Below are 14,784 nucleotides of genomic sequence, written 5' to 3' on the forward strand. Positions count from 1 at the left end.
GTGCTGCTCTTGTTCTTGAGTTTCCCCCATTATGGCAGGGGATGTGGTTCGGGGGAAGAGGGCCACGAGGTGTTGTGTGCAATTTGCACGCCTCAATTGACCTATCATGCCGTTCTGCAGCAACCGGGTCGCGTTCGCGGACTTTATTGGTTCTACCGCTATAAGGCGATGGGATTTCCTGCAGGGGCACGAAGTGTGGGGTGCAACATCTGCACTTCCCGCGGTTTCAAAACCGGAAGGACCGTTTCGCCGAATGGCCCATCGCGAGACATCAGTTCGGGAAACAGTTCAAAGAGCTCTCGCTTGGTTTCGCGCGCCATCGCGTCCAGGCTGGTGTCCCCGGGGAAAAAGGTTTCAGACCAAAGGCCTTCGACCTGAACCAGCTCATGTTGGTCAAACAGGATATGGATATACTCGACGTCTTGATCTGGCGGATCCTGCGTAACAGATTGCCCGTCAACAAGCCCTTTGGCCGGCGCAAGCATCACCCTATCTCCAAAATACAGTTGCATCTGGTGTGAGGACACGACGATCCGATGCTGCGGGGAAACCAGCAGGTCGCGCGCAGGGCATCCCGGCGATAAACTGTCTTTACCTATGCGGATCGGGCAGAATCTTGGGGATTGCCTCAACTCAGCCGAGGAGAGACGCCGCCGACCGATCCAGCGCACAGGACGGCTGCTGCCATCTGCGACGATGACGGGGTCTCCGGGCCTGAGGGTTTCAATGCGCCGTTCGCCGTATGGGGTCAGGATCAAAGATCCGGCGGTAAAGCAAACAAAGGATGGCAGTGTGTCGTAGTCGACGGGCGGAGCGGTGACGATGCTGTTGTTGGTGTTTGCGATTGTATCGCCAACATTTGCCGTACCAGAGGTGACGATGATGTATTGCGGGTTCGAAAACTGAAGCAGCGTGAACGTGACGGGTGAACCGCCGACTGTGCCACTATAGGTCTCGAAGGTCTGAAAGTTGGTCGAGTTGCCTATAAAGCCGGGGACACCTGAAACATCCAGCTGCGGGCCACCATCGGCATCGGGATCTTCCAAGGTGTCGTCATTGTCGATGACCGCGACTTGAAACGCGTTCAGAACCGTAACATTGGTCGAGCTCAGCGGGTCGACATTGATTTCGAGTATCGTGACAAATTTCATCTGATTTACTCGCGATAAACAACTTTAATGAAAGTATAACTTCATCATACACGAAATAGGTGCAAAAGCATAATGATGTTCAACACAAGCGCAGCGAATTCCGGTTTCTCTCGATAGCTCAGAGATTTACGAGTAACCTGCAGGCGGGATCAACTAGGCAGGTTGCGTATGAGCTGGATCAAAACCGTACCGTTTGAGCAGGCCACAGGGCGGCTGCGAAAACTCTATGACCGGGTGACCGGACCGAACAACAACGTGGATAACATCATGATGGTGCATTCCCTGCGCCCGCATTCGATGGAAGGCCATATGGCGATCTATAAGACCGTGTTGCATCATTCCAGAAACACGGTGCCAAAGTGGTTTCTTGAGGTTTTGGGCGTTTGGGTCAGTTCTCTCAATCGCTGTGGTTATTGCGTTGAACATCATTTCAGCGGTTTGCAGCGACTGTTGCGCGATGCGCCGCGCGGGGACGCTATTCGTGCAGCGATTGAGGCGCGGCGTGCCGAAGATGCGCCTTTGGACCCGGCTCAGATTGCTGCGATGCACTATGCCCGGAAACTGACCGAAGCGCCGGGGGACATGGTCGAAGCGGATGTGATTGCCCTGCGCGATGCCGGGTGGAAGGATGGTGAAATACTAGAGATCAATCAGGTCTGTGCCTATTTCTCCTACGCTAACCGGACGGTTTTGGGGCTGGGCTGCTCGACCGATGGCGATGTACTCGGGTTGTCTCCAAACAACTCGGATGATCCCGAAGATTGGGGCCATACCTAGGGGCTCAGTCTGCGATCCAATCCAGTATGGACTGGGCAACAACCTCGGGCCGCTGGTGATGCAGCCAGTGATCTGTGTCAGGAATATCGATGCGGGTCAGGTCCGGGGCAAAGGCCTCAAGCCCGGCCGTGGATTCGGGTAACAACGCTTTGTCATCCGACCCCCAAAGCAACAGATGTGGACATTGAACCTGCAAGCGATCCAGGGGCAGTTCGGGCAGGTCAGCGCGCGGTTCTCCTGGGTTAGCGACCACAAGTGGTGAGGCGCGATACCAGTTCAGCATCGCCTCAAGCCGACCGGGCCGGGCCCATTCTGTGCGATAGTCCTGCATCCGCGCATCAGACAACCAGTCCAGCCCCATGCCGAACCGAAAGAAACGTTCCAGGCGCGCGAAATGGTCTGCGGAAAATCGCTGCGCTGCGTCGGGCGCGCGCAGGTCGTTGATATAGGCCGAAGCTTTGGATTGCGCGCCACCCGCCGCCATGGCGCGCTGAAACGGCACAGGGTGGACGCCGTTTGCGATAATCAGTCGGCTGACCAGATCGGGGCGGAACATCGCCAACCCATAGGCCACCGACGCGCCCCAATCGTGGCCTATGACACATATAGGACCGCCAAGTTGTTCGATCAAAGCCACCATATCTGACACCAACTGGGACAAGGTGTAGTTGCCAACACCCTCAGGGCACCAGCTTTGCCCGTAACCGCGCTGGTCTGGGGCGATGCAATGAAAGCGGTGGGATAGGTGCGGGGCCAGATCGCTCCAAGCCCCGCCATATTCCGGAAACCCATGCAACATCAGCAATGGTGGTTTGTCGCTTTCACCCCAGTGACGCAATAGGAAGGGGTGGCCGTTCAGGTCCGCGAATTCCGTATCCATTTCTACCCCGATTGTTGAACTGCGATATGATGGGTTTTCCTCACATCTATTTGATGCCGATCAAAGCGCAATTCCTTGTTTTCTGCTAGCCGTGCGGGAACAACGAGGGAAAGGAAACACTGCATGGACGCCGTAGCAGCACGCGAAGGAAAGCAATCTTCTGTCAAAATTGTCTCAAAGCCGGAGCAGGAGGCTGCTCAACCCAGTCACGAGAAGATACGCAAGGCGTTTGAAAGTGGCAGATACCCTTATGGGCAAAAGATGGCGCGCAAGGACTACGAGGCGCAGAAGGCTTTGTTGCAGGCGGAGCTTCTGAAAGTACAGCTTTGGGCCCAGGAAACGGGGCAGCGTTTCGTGCTGCTATTCGAAGGGCGCGATGCGGCTGGCAAAGGCGGTACAATCAAGCGATTCATGGAGCATTTGAACCCGCGGCAGGCGCGCGTTGTGGCTTTGAACAAACCCACCTGGGAAGAAAAAGGTCAGTGGTACTATCAACGCTATGTCCAGGAGCTGCCGACAGTCGGGGAAATGGTGTTCTATGACAGGTCCTGGTACAACCGGGCCGGGGTTGAGCGTGTGATGGGGTTTTGCTCGCCGAATGAATATCTGGAATTCATGCGCCAGACACCGGATCTGGAGCGGATGCTGGTCCGGTCGGGTATTCAGCTGTACAAATACTGGTTCTCGGTCACGCAGGATGAACAACAACGCCGGTTCAAAAGCCGCGAAACCGATCCGTTGAAACAGTGGAAATTGTCGCCCATCGACAAGGCCAGCTTGAACAAATGGGACGACTATACCGAGGCGAAAGAGGCGATGTTCTTCTATACTGACACTGCCGATGCGCCCTGGACCATTGTCAAATCGAACGACAAGAAACGCGCGCGATTGAATTGCATGCGCCACTTTCTGGCGACGCTTGACTATCCCGAGAAAAACGAAGCGATCGTTGGTGAGCCCGACCCTCTGATTGTCGGTCAAGCCCATCACGTGATTCACCAGTCCGAACATATTCTGGGTGCCTCGCTGCATCCCGGCTCATGAAATTACAGAATAGGTTTTGAGGTTGTGAAGCCCACAGCCATGCATCAGCGAATAAGTCTCATGACGATATTTATCTGATCCGCTCTTGCCCCGGCTTCGGGCCGCGCATATGGCTGGTCGGATGAACAAGGTGATGACATATCCGGCCCATTTCAAGGCCATCGCTTTGCTGGGCTTGCCGTTGATCGGCGGGCATCTGGCGCAGTTTGCCATCGGTTTGACCGATACTGTCATGCTGGGCTGGTACGGGGTCGAGGCCCTAGCGGCGGTGACGCTGGCCAGCAGCTATTTCTTTGTTCTGTTCCTGTTCGGGGCCGGGTTTGGTTGGGCTGTGATGCCAATGGTTGCCACTGCGGCAGCCGAAGAGGATGAAACCAGTATCCGTCGCTCGACACGCATGGGGCTGTGGCTATCGCTGCTTTATGCAGCGCTCGTTATGCCATTACTGTGGTGGTCCTATCCGATCTTGATTGCCTTGAGGCAAGAGCCACAAGTGGCTGAAACTGCCGCACAATACCTGCGCGTGGCGGGATGGGGGCTGTTCCCGGCGCTGTTGGTCATGGTGTTGAAATCCTATTTAGCGGCGTTGGAACGCACCCAGATCGTCCTGTGGATCACGGTTGTTGCTGCCCTGGTGAATGGCGTGACCAACTATGCCTTGATTTTCGGGAACTGGGGCGCGCCAGAGCTTGGGGTGATGGGCGCGGCCATTGCATCAGTGGTCACTCAGATTGTGTCGCTGGTCGCGGTTGTTGCCTATGCGGTTTACGTATTGCCTCAATACAACCTGTTCCAGCGCTTCTGGCGCCCGGATTGGGAGATGTTTGGAAGCGTTCTGCGTCTTGGCGTACCGATCGGATTGACAACGCTGGCCGAGGTCACACTGTTCGCCACTTCGGCGGTCATGATGGGATGGCTGGGTCAAGTGCCTCTGGCGGCGCATGGGATTGCGTTGAACCTCGCATCTGCCACTTTCATGGTGCATCTGGGTCTATCGAACGCGGCTACCATTCGGGCTGGCAATGCTCTGGGGCGGCGAGATCGTGCGCATCTTGAAAAAGGCGCCATCGCAGTGACCATCATGTCACTGGTTATGTCCGTTATGACGGTGATCCTGTTCCTCACCTGTGCCGAGCCTTTGATTTCCCTGTTTATGGAATCTGATGACCCACAGCGTGGCCAGATACTGGCCATCGGAACTGGGTTGCTCGCCATGGCAGCGCTGTTTCAACTGGTCGATGGCGCTCAGGTCATTGCGCTGGGCCTGCTGCGTGGCTTGCAGGATGCCAAGATTCCTATGGTCATGGCCGGGCTGAGCTACTGGGTCGTTGGCCTTCCATCTTCCTATTACTTTGGTTTTGTCCGAGGCATGGATGGCATTGGCGTGTGGATGGGCCTGGTTCTGGGGCTTGCATGTGCAGCCATACTGCTGATGGCGCGGTTCTGGATGCGATCCGTGCGTGAAGTGGGTGTTCCGGCTGAGTAACTGTTAGCCCTTTTCCAGTCGATCCGCCTTTTTTCGAACCAGCACAGATCGCAGATCGTGCATCGCCATCAAGAGCCGGTCGGTGACGTCGTCCAATTGGTCGTCGGTGGCTTTGGATTGAGCCCATTGCGTTGTCACGTTCAGATAATCAACCGCCCGGTGGATATCATCTATGTCACGCCGGGCCAGCAGGGCCTTGCGATCATCCATCCATCGCGCAATCTCAGCCTTGTCGGCATCGGTCAGGCTGCGCTGACCATGCGGCTTGACCTCACCGTTGCGGATGTTGATCACCGCGATCTGGTCCATCTCGATCCGCCGCTGGCGGTTTTCGGTGTCGACCTTGAACACAGCCGCGCCATTCTCGCGGACACGAAAGTAATATTCGGGCAGTTCCGCTGTCATCAAGGCCTCCGTTCAGATCAGGGCCGCGCAAAAGCGCTGAATGCGGGTACAGGCTATTTTCAACGCCTCATCCGAAGTCGCGTAGCTGACCCGGAAATTGGGCGACAGGCCAAAGGCTGCGCCGAACACCACCGCTACGTCGGCCTCTTCCAGCAGAGCCGTTGCAAAGGCTTCGTCGTTTTCAATGACTGTCCCGGCAGGGGTTGTCTTGCCGATCAGCCCCGCGATGGACGGGTAGACATAAAAAGCACCTTCCGGGGTGGGGCAGCTGATGCCATCGATGGCGTTCAACATATCGACAACCAGATCGCGGCGGCGTTTGAAGGTCACGTTATTTGGGGCTAGGAAATCCTGCGTGCCGTTCAGCGCCTCGACCGCGGCCCATTGGCTGATTGAACAGGGGTTCGAGGTGGATTGCGACTGTACTTTGCGCATTGCGGCGATCAGCGGCTCGGGCCCGGCAGCGTAGCCGATCCGCCACCCTGTCATTGCATAGGCCTTGGACACGCCGTTGCAGGTCAACGTGCGATCATAAAGCTTGGGCTCGACCTGCGCAGGCGTGCAGAACTCAAACCCGTCATAGGCCAGATGTTCGTACATATCGTCGGTCATCACCCAGACATGGGGATGACGCAGCAGAACATTGGTAAGCTCTTTCAGTTCCGCCTGGCTGTAGCCTGCACCAGTCGGGTTCGACGGAGAGTTGAAGATCAGCCATTTTGTTTTGGGTGTGATCGCAGCCTCAAGTTGATCGGCAGTCAGCTTGAAATTCGTCTGAAGCGAAGTTTCTGCAATCACCGGAGTTCCGCCCGCCAGCAGAACCATATCCGGATAGCTGACCCAGTAGGGGGCAGGAATGACGACCTCATCCCCCTCATTCAGGGTTGCCATCAGCGCGTTGTATAACGTCTGTTTGCCACCCGTACCTACCGAAACCTGTGCGGGAGTGTAGTCGAGCCCATGATCGCGCTTCATCTTGGCGCAAACGGCCTGTTTTAACTCGGGGATGCCGTCAGGCGCGGTGTATTTCGTTTTCCCCGCTGCAATGGCCGAAACGGCAGCATCCTTGATGTTTTGCGGCGTGTCGAAATCCGGCTCACCAGCGCTCAGGCCGATGATGTCACGCCCGGCGGCTTTCAGTTCGGCCGCCTTGGCTGTCATCGCAATCGTTGGGGAAGGTTTGACGCGGGACAATGTCGCAGACAGGAAACTCATGGCGGCCTCGGTTTGTATGTTCAGCCTGACTGTCATAGGGTGCGCCCGAACGACGATCAAGCGATATGAAATCGGAAAGCGGAGACCTGAATGAGCGACGAATACGATTGGTTTGGACCAGACGCGGCGACATTTGGGGATCGGCTGGCAGGCGCGCGCGAGGCGGCAGGGATGAACCAGGCAGAATTGGCCCGTCGCCTGGGTGTCAAGAAATCGACGATTGCCGATTGGGAAAACGACTTGTCTGAACCGCGTGCGAACCGGCTTTCGATGATGGCGGGCATGGTCAACGTGTCGATCAAATGGTTGCTCACCGGCGAAGGCGAAGGGATGGATGCGCCCGTAGATGCAGATAGCAGTAATCTGGATATTGCCGGAGCCGCCGCCGAGCTGCGCGCAATTCGCGGCGAGATGCGCGCCTGTTCGGAACGCGCCGCGCGGCTGGAAAAAAAGCTGCGGCTGATGCTGGAAGCAGGCCAATGACCGAGGCGCGCGATATTCGCATCAAACGCATGAAGATGCGGTCGATGCGGCGGGGCATCAAGGAAATGGACCTGATCCTGTCAGCCTATGCTGATCGTAATCTGGACGCGATGGATGTGGCGGGTCTGGATCAGTATGACGCCTTACTGAACGAAAACGATCAGGACTTGTATCAATGGGTGACTGGGCAGGTCTCTGCTCCCGACGCGCTGTCCGACTTGATCGCTGACATCGCTCAGACCTTTCAAAAGTAAGGATAATTCCAGCTTAACTGATTTTTCGGGATTTCGGTTCATCGTGGCGGAAAGAACGCGACTGAATCGGAGGGTCGGATGAGTATGGAATTGCAGGTCTCGGCATCGGGCGCCAAAGGGTTCATGAATAGCTACCTTGAGGCGTTGGCGCTTGTCGAACGGCTGCACCGGCTGCTTTTGGACGTGATCAAAGATGAGTTCGAGCGGGTCGGCGTGCTGGAAATCAACGCCGTTCAGGCGCTGCTATTGTTCAATATCGGCGATCATGAAGTGACGGCGGGCGAGTTGAAAAGCCGTGGATACTATCAGGGCAGCAATGTCAGCTACAATCTGAAGAAACTGGTTGAAATGGGGTATATGCACCACCAGAGGTGCGAAATCGACCGTCGCTCTGTCCGGGTGCGGCTGACGCCACGCGGTCGGGATATCCGCGATATCGTATCTGAGCTTTTTGCGCGCCATGCGGACGGGTTGCAAAACCGTGGTGTGCTGGCGCAAGAGGGGATCGAAGATATTACTGGATCACTGCGCCGGGTTGAGCGGTATTGGACGGACCAGATACGCTATATCTACTGATACGCGACGATTTGTTTTCTGGCGGGTGCGTCAGACCATGTGCTGGGTTAGTCGAAGGAAGACCTCCGAGTTGTAAACCGCTGAGCTCGCGTTCCAGCTTTCGGCGCATAGCGCGCTCAAAATCCTCGAAACCCTGCGCTACTTCCAGAAACGCGCCCGGCCCGTGCAAAACATTGTTTTCGAAGAACGGGATCAGGAACAGCTCGCCTTCGAAATCGGCTGCGTTGATGACCAGCCCGTTGACCACGACATCATTGAATGGGAAGTGCCGATAGGCGTTTTGTGGGCCATAGCCGTCATTGTTCGAACCGTCCCCTGACAGGTCAATGGTCTTGAATAGGCAAGGGGGCGCGCGTTCCAACAAGGCGGCGCCAAAGGCCAATGCGTATCCCATCGCAGTGGCGGATTGGGTGTCCGACCGCTTGGACTGGCTGATTTGTGTTGCGGCGGCCAGAACATCGCCACTGTTTTCGATCATCCGCCAATCCAGGATGATATGTTGGACGGACCGTCCACTCCATTCATAGACCGCAAGCGCGACGGGCATTGGCGAGGAAAAGAAGGCGTCATGAACCTCGGGGGCGAGCAGGGCGGCCGCCAGGCCTTGCCGTTGCAGAGCGTCTTCTGCCTCGTCCACCGAAACAGAGATATCCAGCGCCAACGCCAGCGCCAGACGGCAGGGCTCTGCCTGAACAGGGCTGGCCAGGACGGCCAGACCTAATGCTACAAGGGTGCGGATCACCAGTGCCCGGTGCTTTCCATGCTGGCCCAGGGCTCTGCCGGTTCCAGCGCGTCGCCGTTTTGTAGCAACTCGACCGAGATATTGTCGGGCGAGCGGACAAAAGCCATGCGCCCGTCACGCGGCGGACGGTTAATGACCACCCCATTGTCCTGAAGGTGCTGGCAGGTCGCATAGATGTCGTCGACGCCGTAAGCCAGGTGGCCAAAGTGGCGGCTGTCACTTGGCAATGCGTCGTCACCATCCCAATTGTAAGTCAGCTCAATAGGTCGATCTTCTTGCCCCGGCGGTGCCATGAAAATGAGGGTGAACCGGCCCTGTTCGCTTTCGTACCGGCGGGTTTCTTTCAGGCCAAGCAGTTCATAGAACGCCATGGATTTCTCAAGATCCTTCACGCGTACCATGGTGTGAAGATATGTCAGCCCCATCTCGGCAATCCTTCTATTGGAATGAGTTCGCCCTCAGCTTAGCGCGCTGCCGGGACGTGTCGAGGGGGCAGGGAACACAATTCCGAAAAACCGAGCATCAGGCCATATCCTGCGGTTCCAGCGGATGATCTGACGATATATAGTGGCTGGCGACTCAGTATCGAAAGGAAGTTTTCATGCCCCTGTCTGCCGACCAACAGGCCGAGATCGAAGCGCAGCGCGCGCAGTCGCATCAAACACGCCGTGTCGTTGCAACGGGGATGGAAGATCACCTGTATACTGCGCACCAGGTGCTGGACCATGGCTTTGTCCGCGTCATCGACTATATGGGCGATGATGCGGCCATCTGTCAGGCGGCACGCGTGTCTTATGGCAAGGGCACGAAGTCGGTTCAGAATGACGAAGGGCTGATCCGCTATCTGATGCGGCACTGGCATTCGACCCCGTTCGAGATGTGCGAGGTCAAGCTGCACGTTAAACTTCCGGTTTTTGTTGCACGCCAGTGGATTCGCCACCGGACTGCAAATGTGAACGAATACTCGGCGCGCTATTCCATTCTGGATCGTGAGTTCTACATCCCTGCGCCCGAACATGTCGCCGCGCAGTCAGAAGTGAACAATCAAGGCCGCGGATCAGCTCTGGAAGGGGAAGAGGCCGCGCGGGTTCTGGAAATGCTCAAGGCGGACAGCACTCGCTGCTACGACAATTATGAGGCGATGATCAGCCAGGACGGGCAGCAGGGGCTGGCGCGTGAATTGGCACGGATGAACTTGCCAGCCAATATCTATACGCAATGGTATTGGAAGGTTGATCTGCACAACCTGTTCCATTTCCTGCGCCTGCGCGCCGATCCACATGCGCAATACGAGATCCGGGTCTATGCCGATGCCATGTGCAAGATCGTGGCCGATTGGGTGCCCTTTGCCTATCGCGCGTTCGAAGATTACCGCCTTGGCGCTGTGAACCTTTCCGCTCAGATGGTCGACAGCCTGCGCCGGATGCTGGCTGGTGAAAGCGTCACTCAGGAAAGTTCAGGCATGACAGCGCGGGAATGGCGTGAGTTCGAGGCCATCATCAAGGAAAACTGATTCAAAAGCATAGCGATTGTCTATACAAACCGTCATGAAACTGTTACTTTGGTTCCATGACCTATGCTTCGTTTTTTTCCGTTCTTGGTCTGGTGTCGGCGCTGGCCGGACCGGCTGTTGCCAAAAACCCAATTGCCGAGGTTCTGTGTGAACCAACGCAAAGATTGCATGACAAGTTGCAGGCTCAATTTCGCTCTGCCCGTATTGCAACGGGCATGCGCGGGCCTGAACAGATCATGGAGGTCTGGAGTAGTGATCGGGGCGATTGGACCATGGTTGTGACCTATGCCACCGGTACATCCTGCATCGTTGCGATGGGACAAGACTGGTATTCGCATGCTGAGGATAAGCCAGCACGGGGATAGGGCATTTGCCGGATAGGGGGCGGGTGACGGCCGGAAATTGGCCGTCAACCTTAATTGGAAAACCCCGCGCGGGGCGGGGGCGTCGTTACAACGGTTTCAAATCAGCTGCCATCTGGCGGCCGTCACGTCCGTCCTGCAACTCATACGAGACTTTCTGATTGTCTGCGAGTCCGGTCAGTCCGGACCGTTCTACGGCCGAGATATGCACAAACACATCTTTGCCCCCTTCGTCAGGGGCAATAAACCCATAGCCTTTGGTGGTATTGAACCATTTCACGGTGCCAGTTGGCATCTCCCGTGTCTCCTTCTACTTTCGCATTGTCCCACAAATTGGTGGGGCGGTGGTTGGCAGAACCGCAAAAGCAGACTGTTTCCAATGCTGACGACAGCCGATTTTGCATGTTTCACCTTTTTCAACATTGCACGGTGAAGTAAAAAATCAAGAATAACCGCTGGAAACCGGTTGGTTCGCCTAAAATTGAAACAAATACCGAAGCAGGACAAACATGCGTCTTTATGGGCTAAAAAATTGTGACACGTGCCGCAAGGCCTTGAAATCTCTTCCTAATGCTGAGTTTGTGGATGTGCGCGCAGATGGCGTTCCGGAAAATCTGTTGTCGCAGGCTCTTGCCACGTTCGGCGAGGCTTTGCTCAATACCCGTTCGACAACCTGGCGTGGTTTGGAGGATGTGCAGCGTTCCCGCCCCGCAATGGAGTTGTTGAAAGAACATCCGACCCTGATGAAACGTCCACTGATTGAAAAAGATGGTTCGTTGACGTTGGGTTGGACAGCTGAAACGCGGTCAACGCTTGGCGTTACCTGATCAGATGCTTATCTGATCTAACGCAACTGCGAGGATAGTTTATGCGAAACGCCGCAATGATTTTGGGTGTCATCGCCGGTTTGATCGGGATGATTGTTGGGTTCTTTGGGTACGGGTATGTCGAGGCGATCAAGCATTTCGGCGATATTGAAGGCATTGCCGAGCAGGTCGATAACCCCGGCCTGATCCAGGCCGCTTCGATCATTGCGCCGTTGCTGGCGATCGCAGGGGGTGCGATGGCCCATGCGCGTGCTCTGATCGCAGGCATCTTGCTGTTGGTGTCTGCGGCGGGGATGTATTACGCGTTCGGATTTGGTGTTTTTACTATGTTCCCGATTGCATTTGCCGGCGTTGCCGGGGTGCTTGGGCTCGCCGCTGGAAAACCGGACGAACCCAAGGCGCATTTCTAGCTCATTTCAGCTTCAATAGGCGATCCAGCGACAGAGGGCCCGCGCCGTTGAGCACGATCACGAGGAACAGGAAGGTCCACAAAACTCGCTGGTCCAGAATGTCCGGGGCTGCGTTGAAAAGGCTGCCCAACTTCACGCCATGGCCGGTCACATCAACCAGCGTCTGAACCCAGACAAAGCCAATCATGCCCAGTGCAGCCAGACGGGTGAACAGGCCGACCAGCAACAAGGCGGGCAGAACAAACTCAGCCACGGTGCCAAGGAAAACCACTACGCGCTGGTACAAGGTCATCTGCGTGACGTCCCATAAAACAGCCTCGGCCGCTTTGGGGAATATCTGTCCAAATGCTCCGCTGGATGGTGAAAAGATCGACCCATCGATCTTTAGCATGGCCGAGTTCCAATAGTAGACCAGCAGCACAGCGATAAAGACCAGCCGCGCAAGCGTGGGGGTCAGCCAGCCGGACGCATGGTCCGCCTTGCCCAGAACGTTGTTGTGGATTGAGATCAGGGCAGTCATGTTTCCAGCCTTTCGATAGTCACAGAAGTTATGGCACCGCCTTGCAACAGCAATGCCAGTGTGGGTCCAAGATCAAAGTCCAGAGTGTCAGCGGCGGCTTTTTCGAAGGCTTCGCCGATGGTGTCCCCTGATTGTATGTAGGCAATCCAATCCGCGCCGCCCGCTGGCAGCAAGTGAGGGGCAGGATCGTACTCTGGTCGGGTGATCAGCACATCCTCGGCCCCGGTTGAGGGCTTGGGCGCGTCAGCCTCAGTGTTGAAGCGCCAGATCGCATGAATAGGCCAATCCGACCGGATGACCTGCATCGAAGGTGCGAATTCCAACCGGGCGCGCAGAATCTCTTCGGGTGAGACAGCCAGTGCATCCGCGGGCGCAGGTCGGCTGTCTGCGGCGTGGTAGGACTGGCGCAGGGCCAGTTCCAACCGGGCCACATCGGGCAGGTAGGCCAGATGAGACAGTTGTGGCATGTTGGCCAGAAAGTCGGGAAACGCCTCACCATAAAACATCATCAACGGTGAGGTCGGAGGGTGCTGGCGCAGAAAAATGCCGGACAACCCGTCCATATTCTGAGTGCCCAGCAGCTTGGTGATAACAGGAAATGCCTGATGCATCGCCTCGGTCAGCGATACCGCGACATTGTTACGATAGACGCTGAACCGGCGACCCGCTGGTTGATCGTCTGCGTCCTTCAAACCCTCGGGAACTGGTGCTTTCGTATCCAGCAAGGCCGCGTGAAATTCGGTTTGCGAAACGCTCATGCAGGAACCCGTTCCAATGCGGATTGTGCGCGTTCCGCTTCGGCGCGCAGCACCGGCCAATCGGGGACATCTGTATCCCACTCAACCAACACAGGTTTGGGGCCTGACCGTTCCAGCACATAGTCCAGCAGCGCCCAAACCGGGTCCACAACCTCGCGGCCGTGGCTGTCGATCAGCAGGGGATGGCCGTGATCGTCTTCGTCCTCATCATGACCACCCAGGTGAATCTCGCCTACCTGATCCAGCGGATATGCATCGATGTAACCTTGGGGTGAGAAATCCAGATTGGTGGCCGAGACAAAGACGTTGTTCACATCCAGCAACAAGCCACAGCCTGTACGCTTGGCGATCTCGTGCAGGAAATCGGGTTCCGACCATGTGCTTTCTTCGAACGCCAGATAGCTGGAGGGATTCTCCAGCAGCATCTGACGGCCCACCGTTTCTTGCACCTGATCAATATGTGCACAAACCCGCGCCAAAGTGGCATCGGTGTAGGGCAGGGGCAGCAGATCGTTGAAGAAATGGCTGTCATGGGTCGACCAGGCCAGATGTTCTGAGAAGCTGGCTGGGCTCAGCCAGCCGACAAGATGTTTGAGCCGGGCCAGATGATCGGGGTCTAGCGGGCCTTCGCCACCGATGGACAAGCCGACGCCGTGAACGGAGATCGGAAACTGTTCTGCAAGATGGCGCAGTTGAGCCAATGGGCGGCCGCCGTCTCCCATGTAGTTTTCGGCATGAACTTCTAGCCAGGCGACAGGTTGGGCGTGCTCCAGTATTTGCGAAAAATGCTGTGGTTTGTAACCAACACCTGGCGCTGCGGGCAGACGATTGGATCTGAGGGCATCATCCAGCATTTGCACGCTCCTTCTGATCGAAGAAAAGGGCGGGCGAAGGTGCCCGCCCCCTAAAGTCGTTTGCTCGACGCTTATGCTGGCAGGTCGCGCTTCAGCTCTTCCAGCGAACCTTTGCGCGGTGTGCCGTCTGCCTCTGCAGGCAGTTCGATATCGCCGCAGGTGCCTGCGTCAACCAGGGTCCAGGCGTTGCCCTGATAATCAACGGTTGAGGTGCCCGCGCATGTGGTGCCGGGGCCTGCTGCGCAGTCATTCTGACCGGCCAGCGAAACGCCATAGCACTTTTCTTTGGCTTGAGCGCTTGCGGTGGTTGCTGCACCCGATACGGCGGCTGCGACTGCGGTTGCGATAACCAGGGACTTTGCTGTGTTCGACATCTCGGAAATCCTCTTGATGACTGGGTATGTCTGCTTGTGACAATGACAAAGGTAAGGGCAAGTTGGCTATTGTTAAATTCACGAGCCCGTGTCTCACAAGCGCGTCAGGGCGCGGGGCGCGCCCTTGTAAGGTAATCTACTGTTTTTGAAGGG

21 protein-coding genes are annotated in these 14,784 nt (G+C 56.5%); 10 read left to right on the plus strand and 11 right to left on the minus strand.

What is annotated here, in order from left to right; all coding sequences use genetic code 11:
* Positions 1-158 precede the first annotated feature (158 nt).
* Positions 159-1,151, minus strand: coding sequence for a Hint domain-containing protein (locus tag ACR0DH_RS01465; protein ID WP_480546621.1), 993 nt, complete (start codon positions 1,149-1,151; stop codon positions 159-161).
* 168 nt (positions 1,152-1,319) lie between these two features.
* Between ACR0DH_RS01465 and ACR0DH_RS01470 the strand changes: the two genes are divergently transcribed.
* On the plus strand, positions 1,320-1,928 hold the full coding sequence (locus tag ACR0DH_RS01470; protein WP_480546622.1) for a carboxymuconolactone decarboxylase family protein: 609 nt from the start codon (positions 1,320-1,322) through the stop codon (positions 1,926-1,928).
* Positions 1,929-1,932: 4 nt separating this feature from the next.
* Here ACR0DH_RS01470 and ACR0DH_RS01475 read toward each other — a convergent pair whose 3' ends face one another.
* On the minus strand, positions 1,933-2,808 hold the full coding sequence (locus ACR0DH_RS01475) for an alpha/beta fold hydrolase (RefSeq protein ID WP_480546624.1): 876 nt from the start codon (positions 2,806-2,808) through the stop codon (positions 1,933-1,935).
* A gap of 123 nt (positions 2,809-2,931) precedes the next feature.
* Here ACR0DH_RS01475 and ppk2 point away from each other — a divergent pair, with 123 nt between their 5' ends.
* Together ppk2 and ACR0DH_RS01485 are read left to right on the plus strand one after the other, a co-directional pair.
* Complete coding sequence (gene ppk2, locus ACR0DH_RS01480) at positions 2,932-3,852, plus strand: polyphosphate kinase 2 (protein WP_480546626.1); 921 nt, start codon at positions 2,932-2,934, stop codon at positions 3,850-3,852.
* Positions 3,853-3,973: 121 nt separating this feature from the next.
* Positions 3,974-5,338, plus strand: a complete 1,365-nt coding sequence (locus tag ACR0DH_RS01485; RefSeq protein ID WP_480547288.1) for an MATE family efflux transporter — start codon at positions 3,974-3,976, stop codon at positions 5,336-5,338.
* Between the two features lie 3 nt (positions 5,339-5,341).
* Here ACR0DH_RS01485 and ACR0DH_RS01490 read toward each other — a convergent pair whose 3' ends face one another.
* Together ACR0DH_RS01490 and ACR0DH_RS01495 are read right to left on the minus strand one after the other, a co-directional pair.
* A complete protein-coding gene (locus tag ACR0DH_RS01490) occupies positions 5,342-5,743 on the minus strand; it encodes a hypothetical protein (RefSeq protein WP_480546628.1) in 402 nt (133 codons plus the stop codon).
* 12 nt (positions 5,744-5,755) lie between these two features.
* Positions 5,756-6,958, minus strand: coding sequence for a pyridoxal phosphate-dependent aminotransferase (locus ACR0DH_RS01495; RefSeq protein ID WP_480547290.1), 1,203 nt, complete (start codon positions 6,956-6,958; stop codon positions 5,756-5,758).
* A 90-nt stretch (positions 6,959-7,048) separates the two neighbouring features.
* On the opposite strand from ACR0DH_RS01495, the gene ACR0DH_RS01500 reads away from it, so the two are divergent.
* From ACR0DH_RS01500 to ACR0DH_RS01510, 3 genes are all read left to right on the plus strand, one after another.
* The gene (locus tag ACR0DH_RS01500) at positions 7,049-7,441 is read left to right on the plus strand and encodes a helix-turn-helix domain-containing protein (RefSeq protein WP_480546630.1); all 393 of its coding nucleotides are present in this window, start codon (positions 7,049-7,051) and stop codon (positions 7,439-7,441) included.
* Positions 7,438-7,695, plus strand: coding sequence for a succinate dehydrogenase assembly factor 2 (locus ACR0DH_RS01505; protein ID WP_480546632.1), 258 nt, complete (start codon positions 7,438-7,440; stop codon positions 7,693-7,695). Before ACR0DH_RS01500 ends, ACR0DH_RS01505 begins: the two co-directional genes overlap by 4 nt.
* 78 nt (positions 7,696-7,773) lie before the next feature.
* The gene (locus ACR0DH_RS01510) at positions 7,774-8,271 is read left to right on the plus strand and encodes a MarR family winged helix-turn-helix transcriptional regulator (RefSeq protein WP_480542239.1); all 498 of its coding nucleotides are present in this window, start codon (positions 7,774-7,776) and stop codon (positions 8,269-8,271) included.
* Here ACR0DH_RS01510 and ACR0DH_RS01515 read toward each other — a convergent pair.
* Together ACR0DH_RS01515 and ACR0DH_RS01520 are read right to left on the minus strand one after the other, a co-directional pair.
* A complete protein-coding gene (locus ACR0DH_RS01515) occupies positions 8,210-9,013 on the minus strand; it encodes a DUF1194 domain-containing protein (protein WP_480546634.1) in 804 nt (267 codons plus the stop codon). The genes ACR0DH_RS01510 and ACR0DH_RS01515 overlap by 62 nt on opposite strands.
* On the minus strand, positions 9,010-9,438 hold the full coding sequence (locus ACR0DH_RS01520) for a VOC family protein (protein WP_480546636.1): 429 nt from the start codon (positions 9,436-9,438) through the stop codon (positions 9,010-9,012). Before ACR0DH_RS01520 ends, ACR0DH_RS01515 begins: the two co-directional genes overlap by 4 nt.
* A gap of 176 nt (positions 9,439-9,614) precedes the next feature.
* Here ACR0DH_RS01520 and thyX point away from each other — a divergent pair, with 176 nt between their 5' ends.
* Together thyX and ACR0DH_RS01530 are read left to right on the plus strand one after the other, a co-directional pair.
* Entirely contained in the window at positions 9,615-10,526 is a 912-nt protein-coding gene (gene thyX / locus ACR0DH_RS01525) for an FAD-dependent thymidylate synthase (protein ID WP_480546638.1), read from the plus strand.
* Positions 10,527-10,582: 56 nt separating this feature from the next.
* A complete protein-coding gene (locus ACR0DH_RS01530; protein WP_480546639.1) occupies positions 10,583-10,891 on the plus strand; it encodes a hypothetical protein in 309 nt (102 codons plus the stop codon).
* An 85-nt stretch (positions 10,892-10,976) separates the two neighbouring features.
* Here the strand turns inward: ACR0DH_RS01530 and ACR0DH_RS01535 are convergent, their stop codons facing one another.
* Positions 10,977-11,183: a cold-shock protein gene (locus tag ACR0DH_RS01535; RefSeq protein ID WP_008758035.1), complete on the minus strand. Its 207-nt coding sequence runs from the start codon at positions 11,181-11,183 to the stop codon at positions 10,977-10,979.
* Between the two features lie 214 nt (positions 11,184-11,397).
* On the opposite strand from ACR0DH_RS01535, the gene ACR0DH_RS01540 reads away from it, so the two are divergent.
* Both ACR0DH_RS01540 and ACR0DH_RS01545 read left to right on the plus strand, forming a co-directional pair.
* Complete coding sequence (locus tag ACR0DH_RS01540) at positions 11,398-11,715, plus strand: ArsC/Spx/MgsR family protein (protein WP_480546641.1); 318 nt, start codon at positions 11,398-11,400, stop codon at positions 11,713-11,715.
* Positions 11,716-11,756: 41 nt separating this feature from the next.
* Positions 11,757-12,125, plus strand: a complete 369-nt coding sequence (locus tag ACR0DH_RS01545; RefSeq protein WP_480546643.1) for a hypothetical protein — start codon at positions 11,757-11,759, stop codon at positions 12,123-12,125.
* 1 nt (position 12,126) lies between these two features.
* Here ACR0DH_RS01545 and ACR0DH_RS01550 read toward each other — a convergent pair whose 3' ends face one another.
* From ACR0DH_RS01550 to ACR0DH_RS01565, 4 genes are all read right to left on the minus strand, one after another.
* Positions 12,127-12,645, minus strand: coding sequence for a DoxX family protein (locus ACR0DH_RS01550; RefSeq protein WP_353006255.1), 519 nt, complete (start codon positions 12,643-12,645; stop codon positions 12,127-12,129).
* Positions 12,642-13,403 carry an HvfC/BufC family peptide modification chaperone gene (locus ACR0DH_RS01555; RefSeq protein WP_480546645.1) on the minus strand — a complete coding sequence of 254 codons (762 nt, stop codon included), beginning with the start codon at positions 13,401-13,403 and terminating at the stop codon, positions 12,642-12,644. Before ACR0DH_RS01555 ends, ACR0DH_RS01550 begins: the two co-directional genes overlap by 4 nt.
* Positions 13,400-14,257, minus strand: a complete 858-nt coding sequence (gene bufB, locus ACR0DH_RS01560; RefSeq protein ID WP_480546647.1) for an MNIO family bufferin maturase — start codon at positions 14,255-14,257, stop codon at positions 13,400-13,402. The genes ACR0DH_RS01555 and bufB overlap by 4 nt, the downstream gene beginning before the upstream one ends.
* A gap of 71 nt (positions 14,258-14,328) precedes the next feature.
* A complete protein-coding gene (locus tag ACR0DH_RS01565) occupies positions 14,329-14,631 on the minus strand; it encodes a BufA1 family periplasmic bufferin-type metallophore (RefSeq protein WP_480542258.1) in 303 nt (100 codons plus the stop codon).
* Positions 14,632-14,784 lie beyond the last annotated feature (153 nt).

It is taken from the genome of Ruegeria sp. I1 (assembly GCF_056532675.1).

Coding starts and splice junctions, on each gene's coding strand:
- ACR0DH_RS01465 (WP_480546621.1), bottom strand. CDS start 1,151: ATGAAATTTGTCACGATACTCGAAATCAATGTCGACCCGCTGAGCTCG.
- ACR0DH_RS01470 (WP_480546622.1), top strand. CDS start 1,320: ATGAGCTGGATCAAAACCGTACCGTTTGAGCAGGCCACAGGGCGGCTG.
- ACR0DH_RS01475 (WP_480546624.1), bottom strand. CDS start 2,808: ATGGATACGGAATTCGCGGACCTGAACGGCCACCCCTTCCTATTGCGT.
- ppk2 (WP_480546626.1), top strand. CDS start 2,932: ATGGACGCCGTAGCAGCACGCGAAGGAAAGCAATCTTCTGTCAAAATT.
- ACR0DH_RS01485 (WP_480547288.1), top strand. CDS start 3,974: ATGAACAAGGTGATGACATATCCGGCCCATTTCAAGGCCATCGCTTTG.
- ACR0DH_RS01490 (WP_480546628.1), bottom strand. CDS start 5,743: ATGACAGCGGAACTGCCCGAATATTACTTTCGTGTCCGCGAGAATGGC.
- ACR0DH_RS01495 (WP_480547290.1), bottom strand. CDS start 6,958: ATGAGTTTCCTGTCTGCGACATTGTCCCGCGTCAAACCTTCCCCAACG.
- ACR0DH_RS01500 (WP_480546630.1), top strand. CDS start 7,049: ATGAGCGACGAATACGATTGGTTTGGACCAGACGCGGCGACATTTGGG.
- ACR0DH_RS01505 (WP_480546632.1), top strand. CDS start 7,438: ATGACCGAGGCGCGCGATATTCGCATCAAACGCATGAAGATGCGGTCG.
- ACR0DH_RS01510 (WP_480542239.1), top strand. CDS start 7,774: ATGAGTATGGAATTGCAGGTCTCGGCATCGGGCGCCAAAGGGTTCATG.
- ACR0DH_RS01520 (WP_480546636.1), bottom strand. CDS start 9,438: ATGGGGCTGACATATCTTCACACCATGGTACGCGTGAAGGATCTTGAG.
- thyX (WP_480546638.1), top strand. CDS start 9,615: ATGCCCCTGTCTGCCGACCAACAGGCCGAGATCGAAGCGCAGCGCGCG.
- ACR0DH_RS01530 (WP_480546639.1), top strand. CDS start 10,583: ATGACCTATGCTTCGTTTTTTTCCGTTCTTGGTCTGGTGTCGGCGCTG.
- ACR0DH_RS01535 (WP_008758035.1), bottom strand. CDS start 11,183: ATGCCAACTGGCACCGTGAAATGGTTCAATACCACCAAAGGCTATGGG.
- ACR0DH_RS01540 (WP_480546641.1), top strand. CDS start 11,398: ATGCGTCTTTATGGGCTAAAAAATTGTGACACGTGCCGCAAGGCCTTG.
- ACR0DH_RS01545 (WP_480546643.1), top strand. CDS start 11,757: ATGCGAAACGCCGCAATGATTTTGGGTGTCATCGCCGGTTTGATCGGG.
- ACR0DH_RS01550 (WP_353006255.1), bottom strand. CDS start 12,645: ATGACTGCCCTGATCTCAATCCACAACAACGTTCTGGGCAAGGCGGAC.
- ACR0DH_RS01555 (WP_480546645.1), bottom strand. CDS start 13,403: ATGAGCGTTTCGCAAACCGAATTTCACGCGGCCTTGCTGGATACGAAA.
- bufB (WP_480546647.1), bottom strand. CDS start 14,257: ATGCTGGATGATGCCCTCAGATCCAATCGTCTGCCCGCAGCGCCAGGT.
- ACR0DH_RS01565 (WP_480542258.1), bottom strand. CDS start 14,631: ATGTCGAACACAGCAAAGTCCCTGGTTATCGCAACCGCAGTCGCAGCC.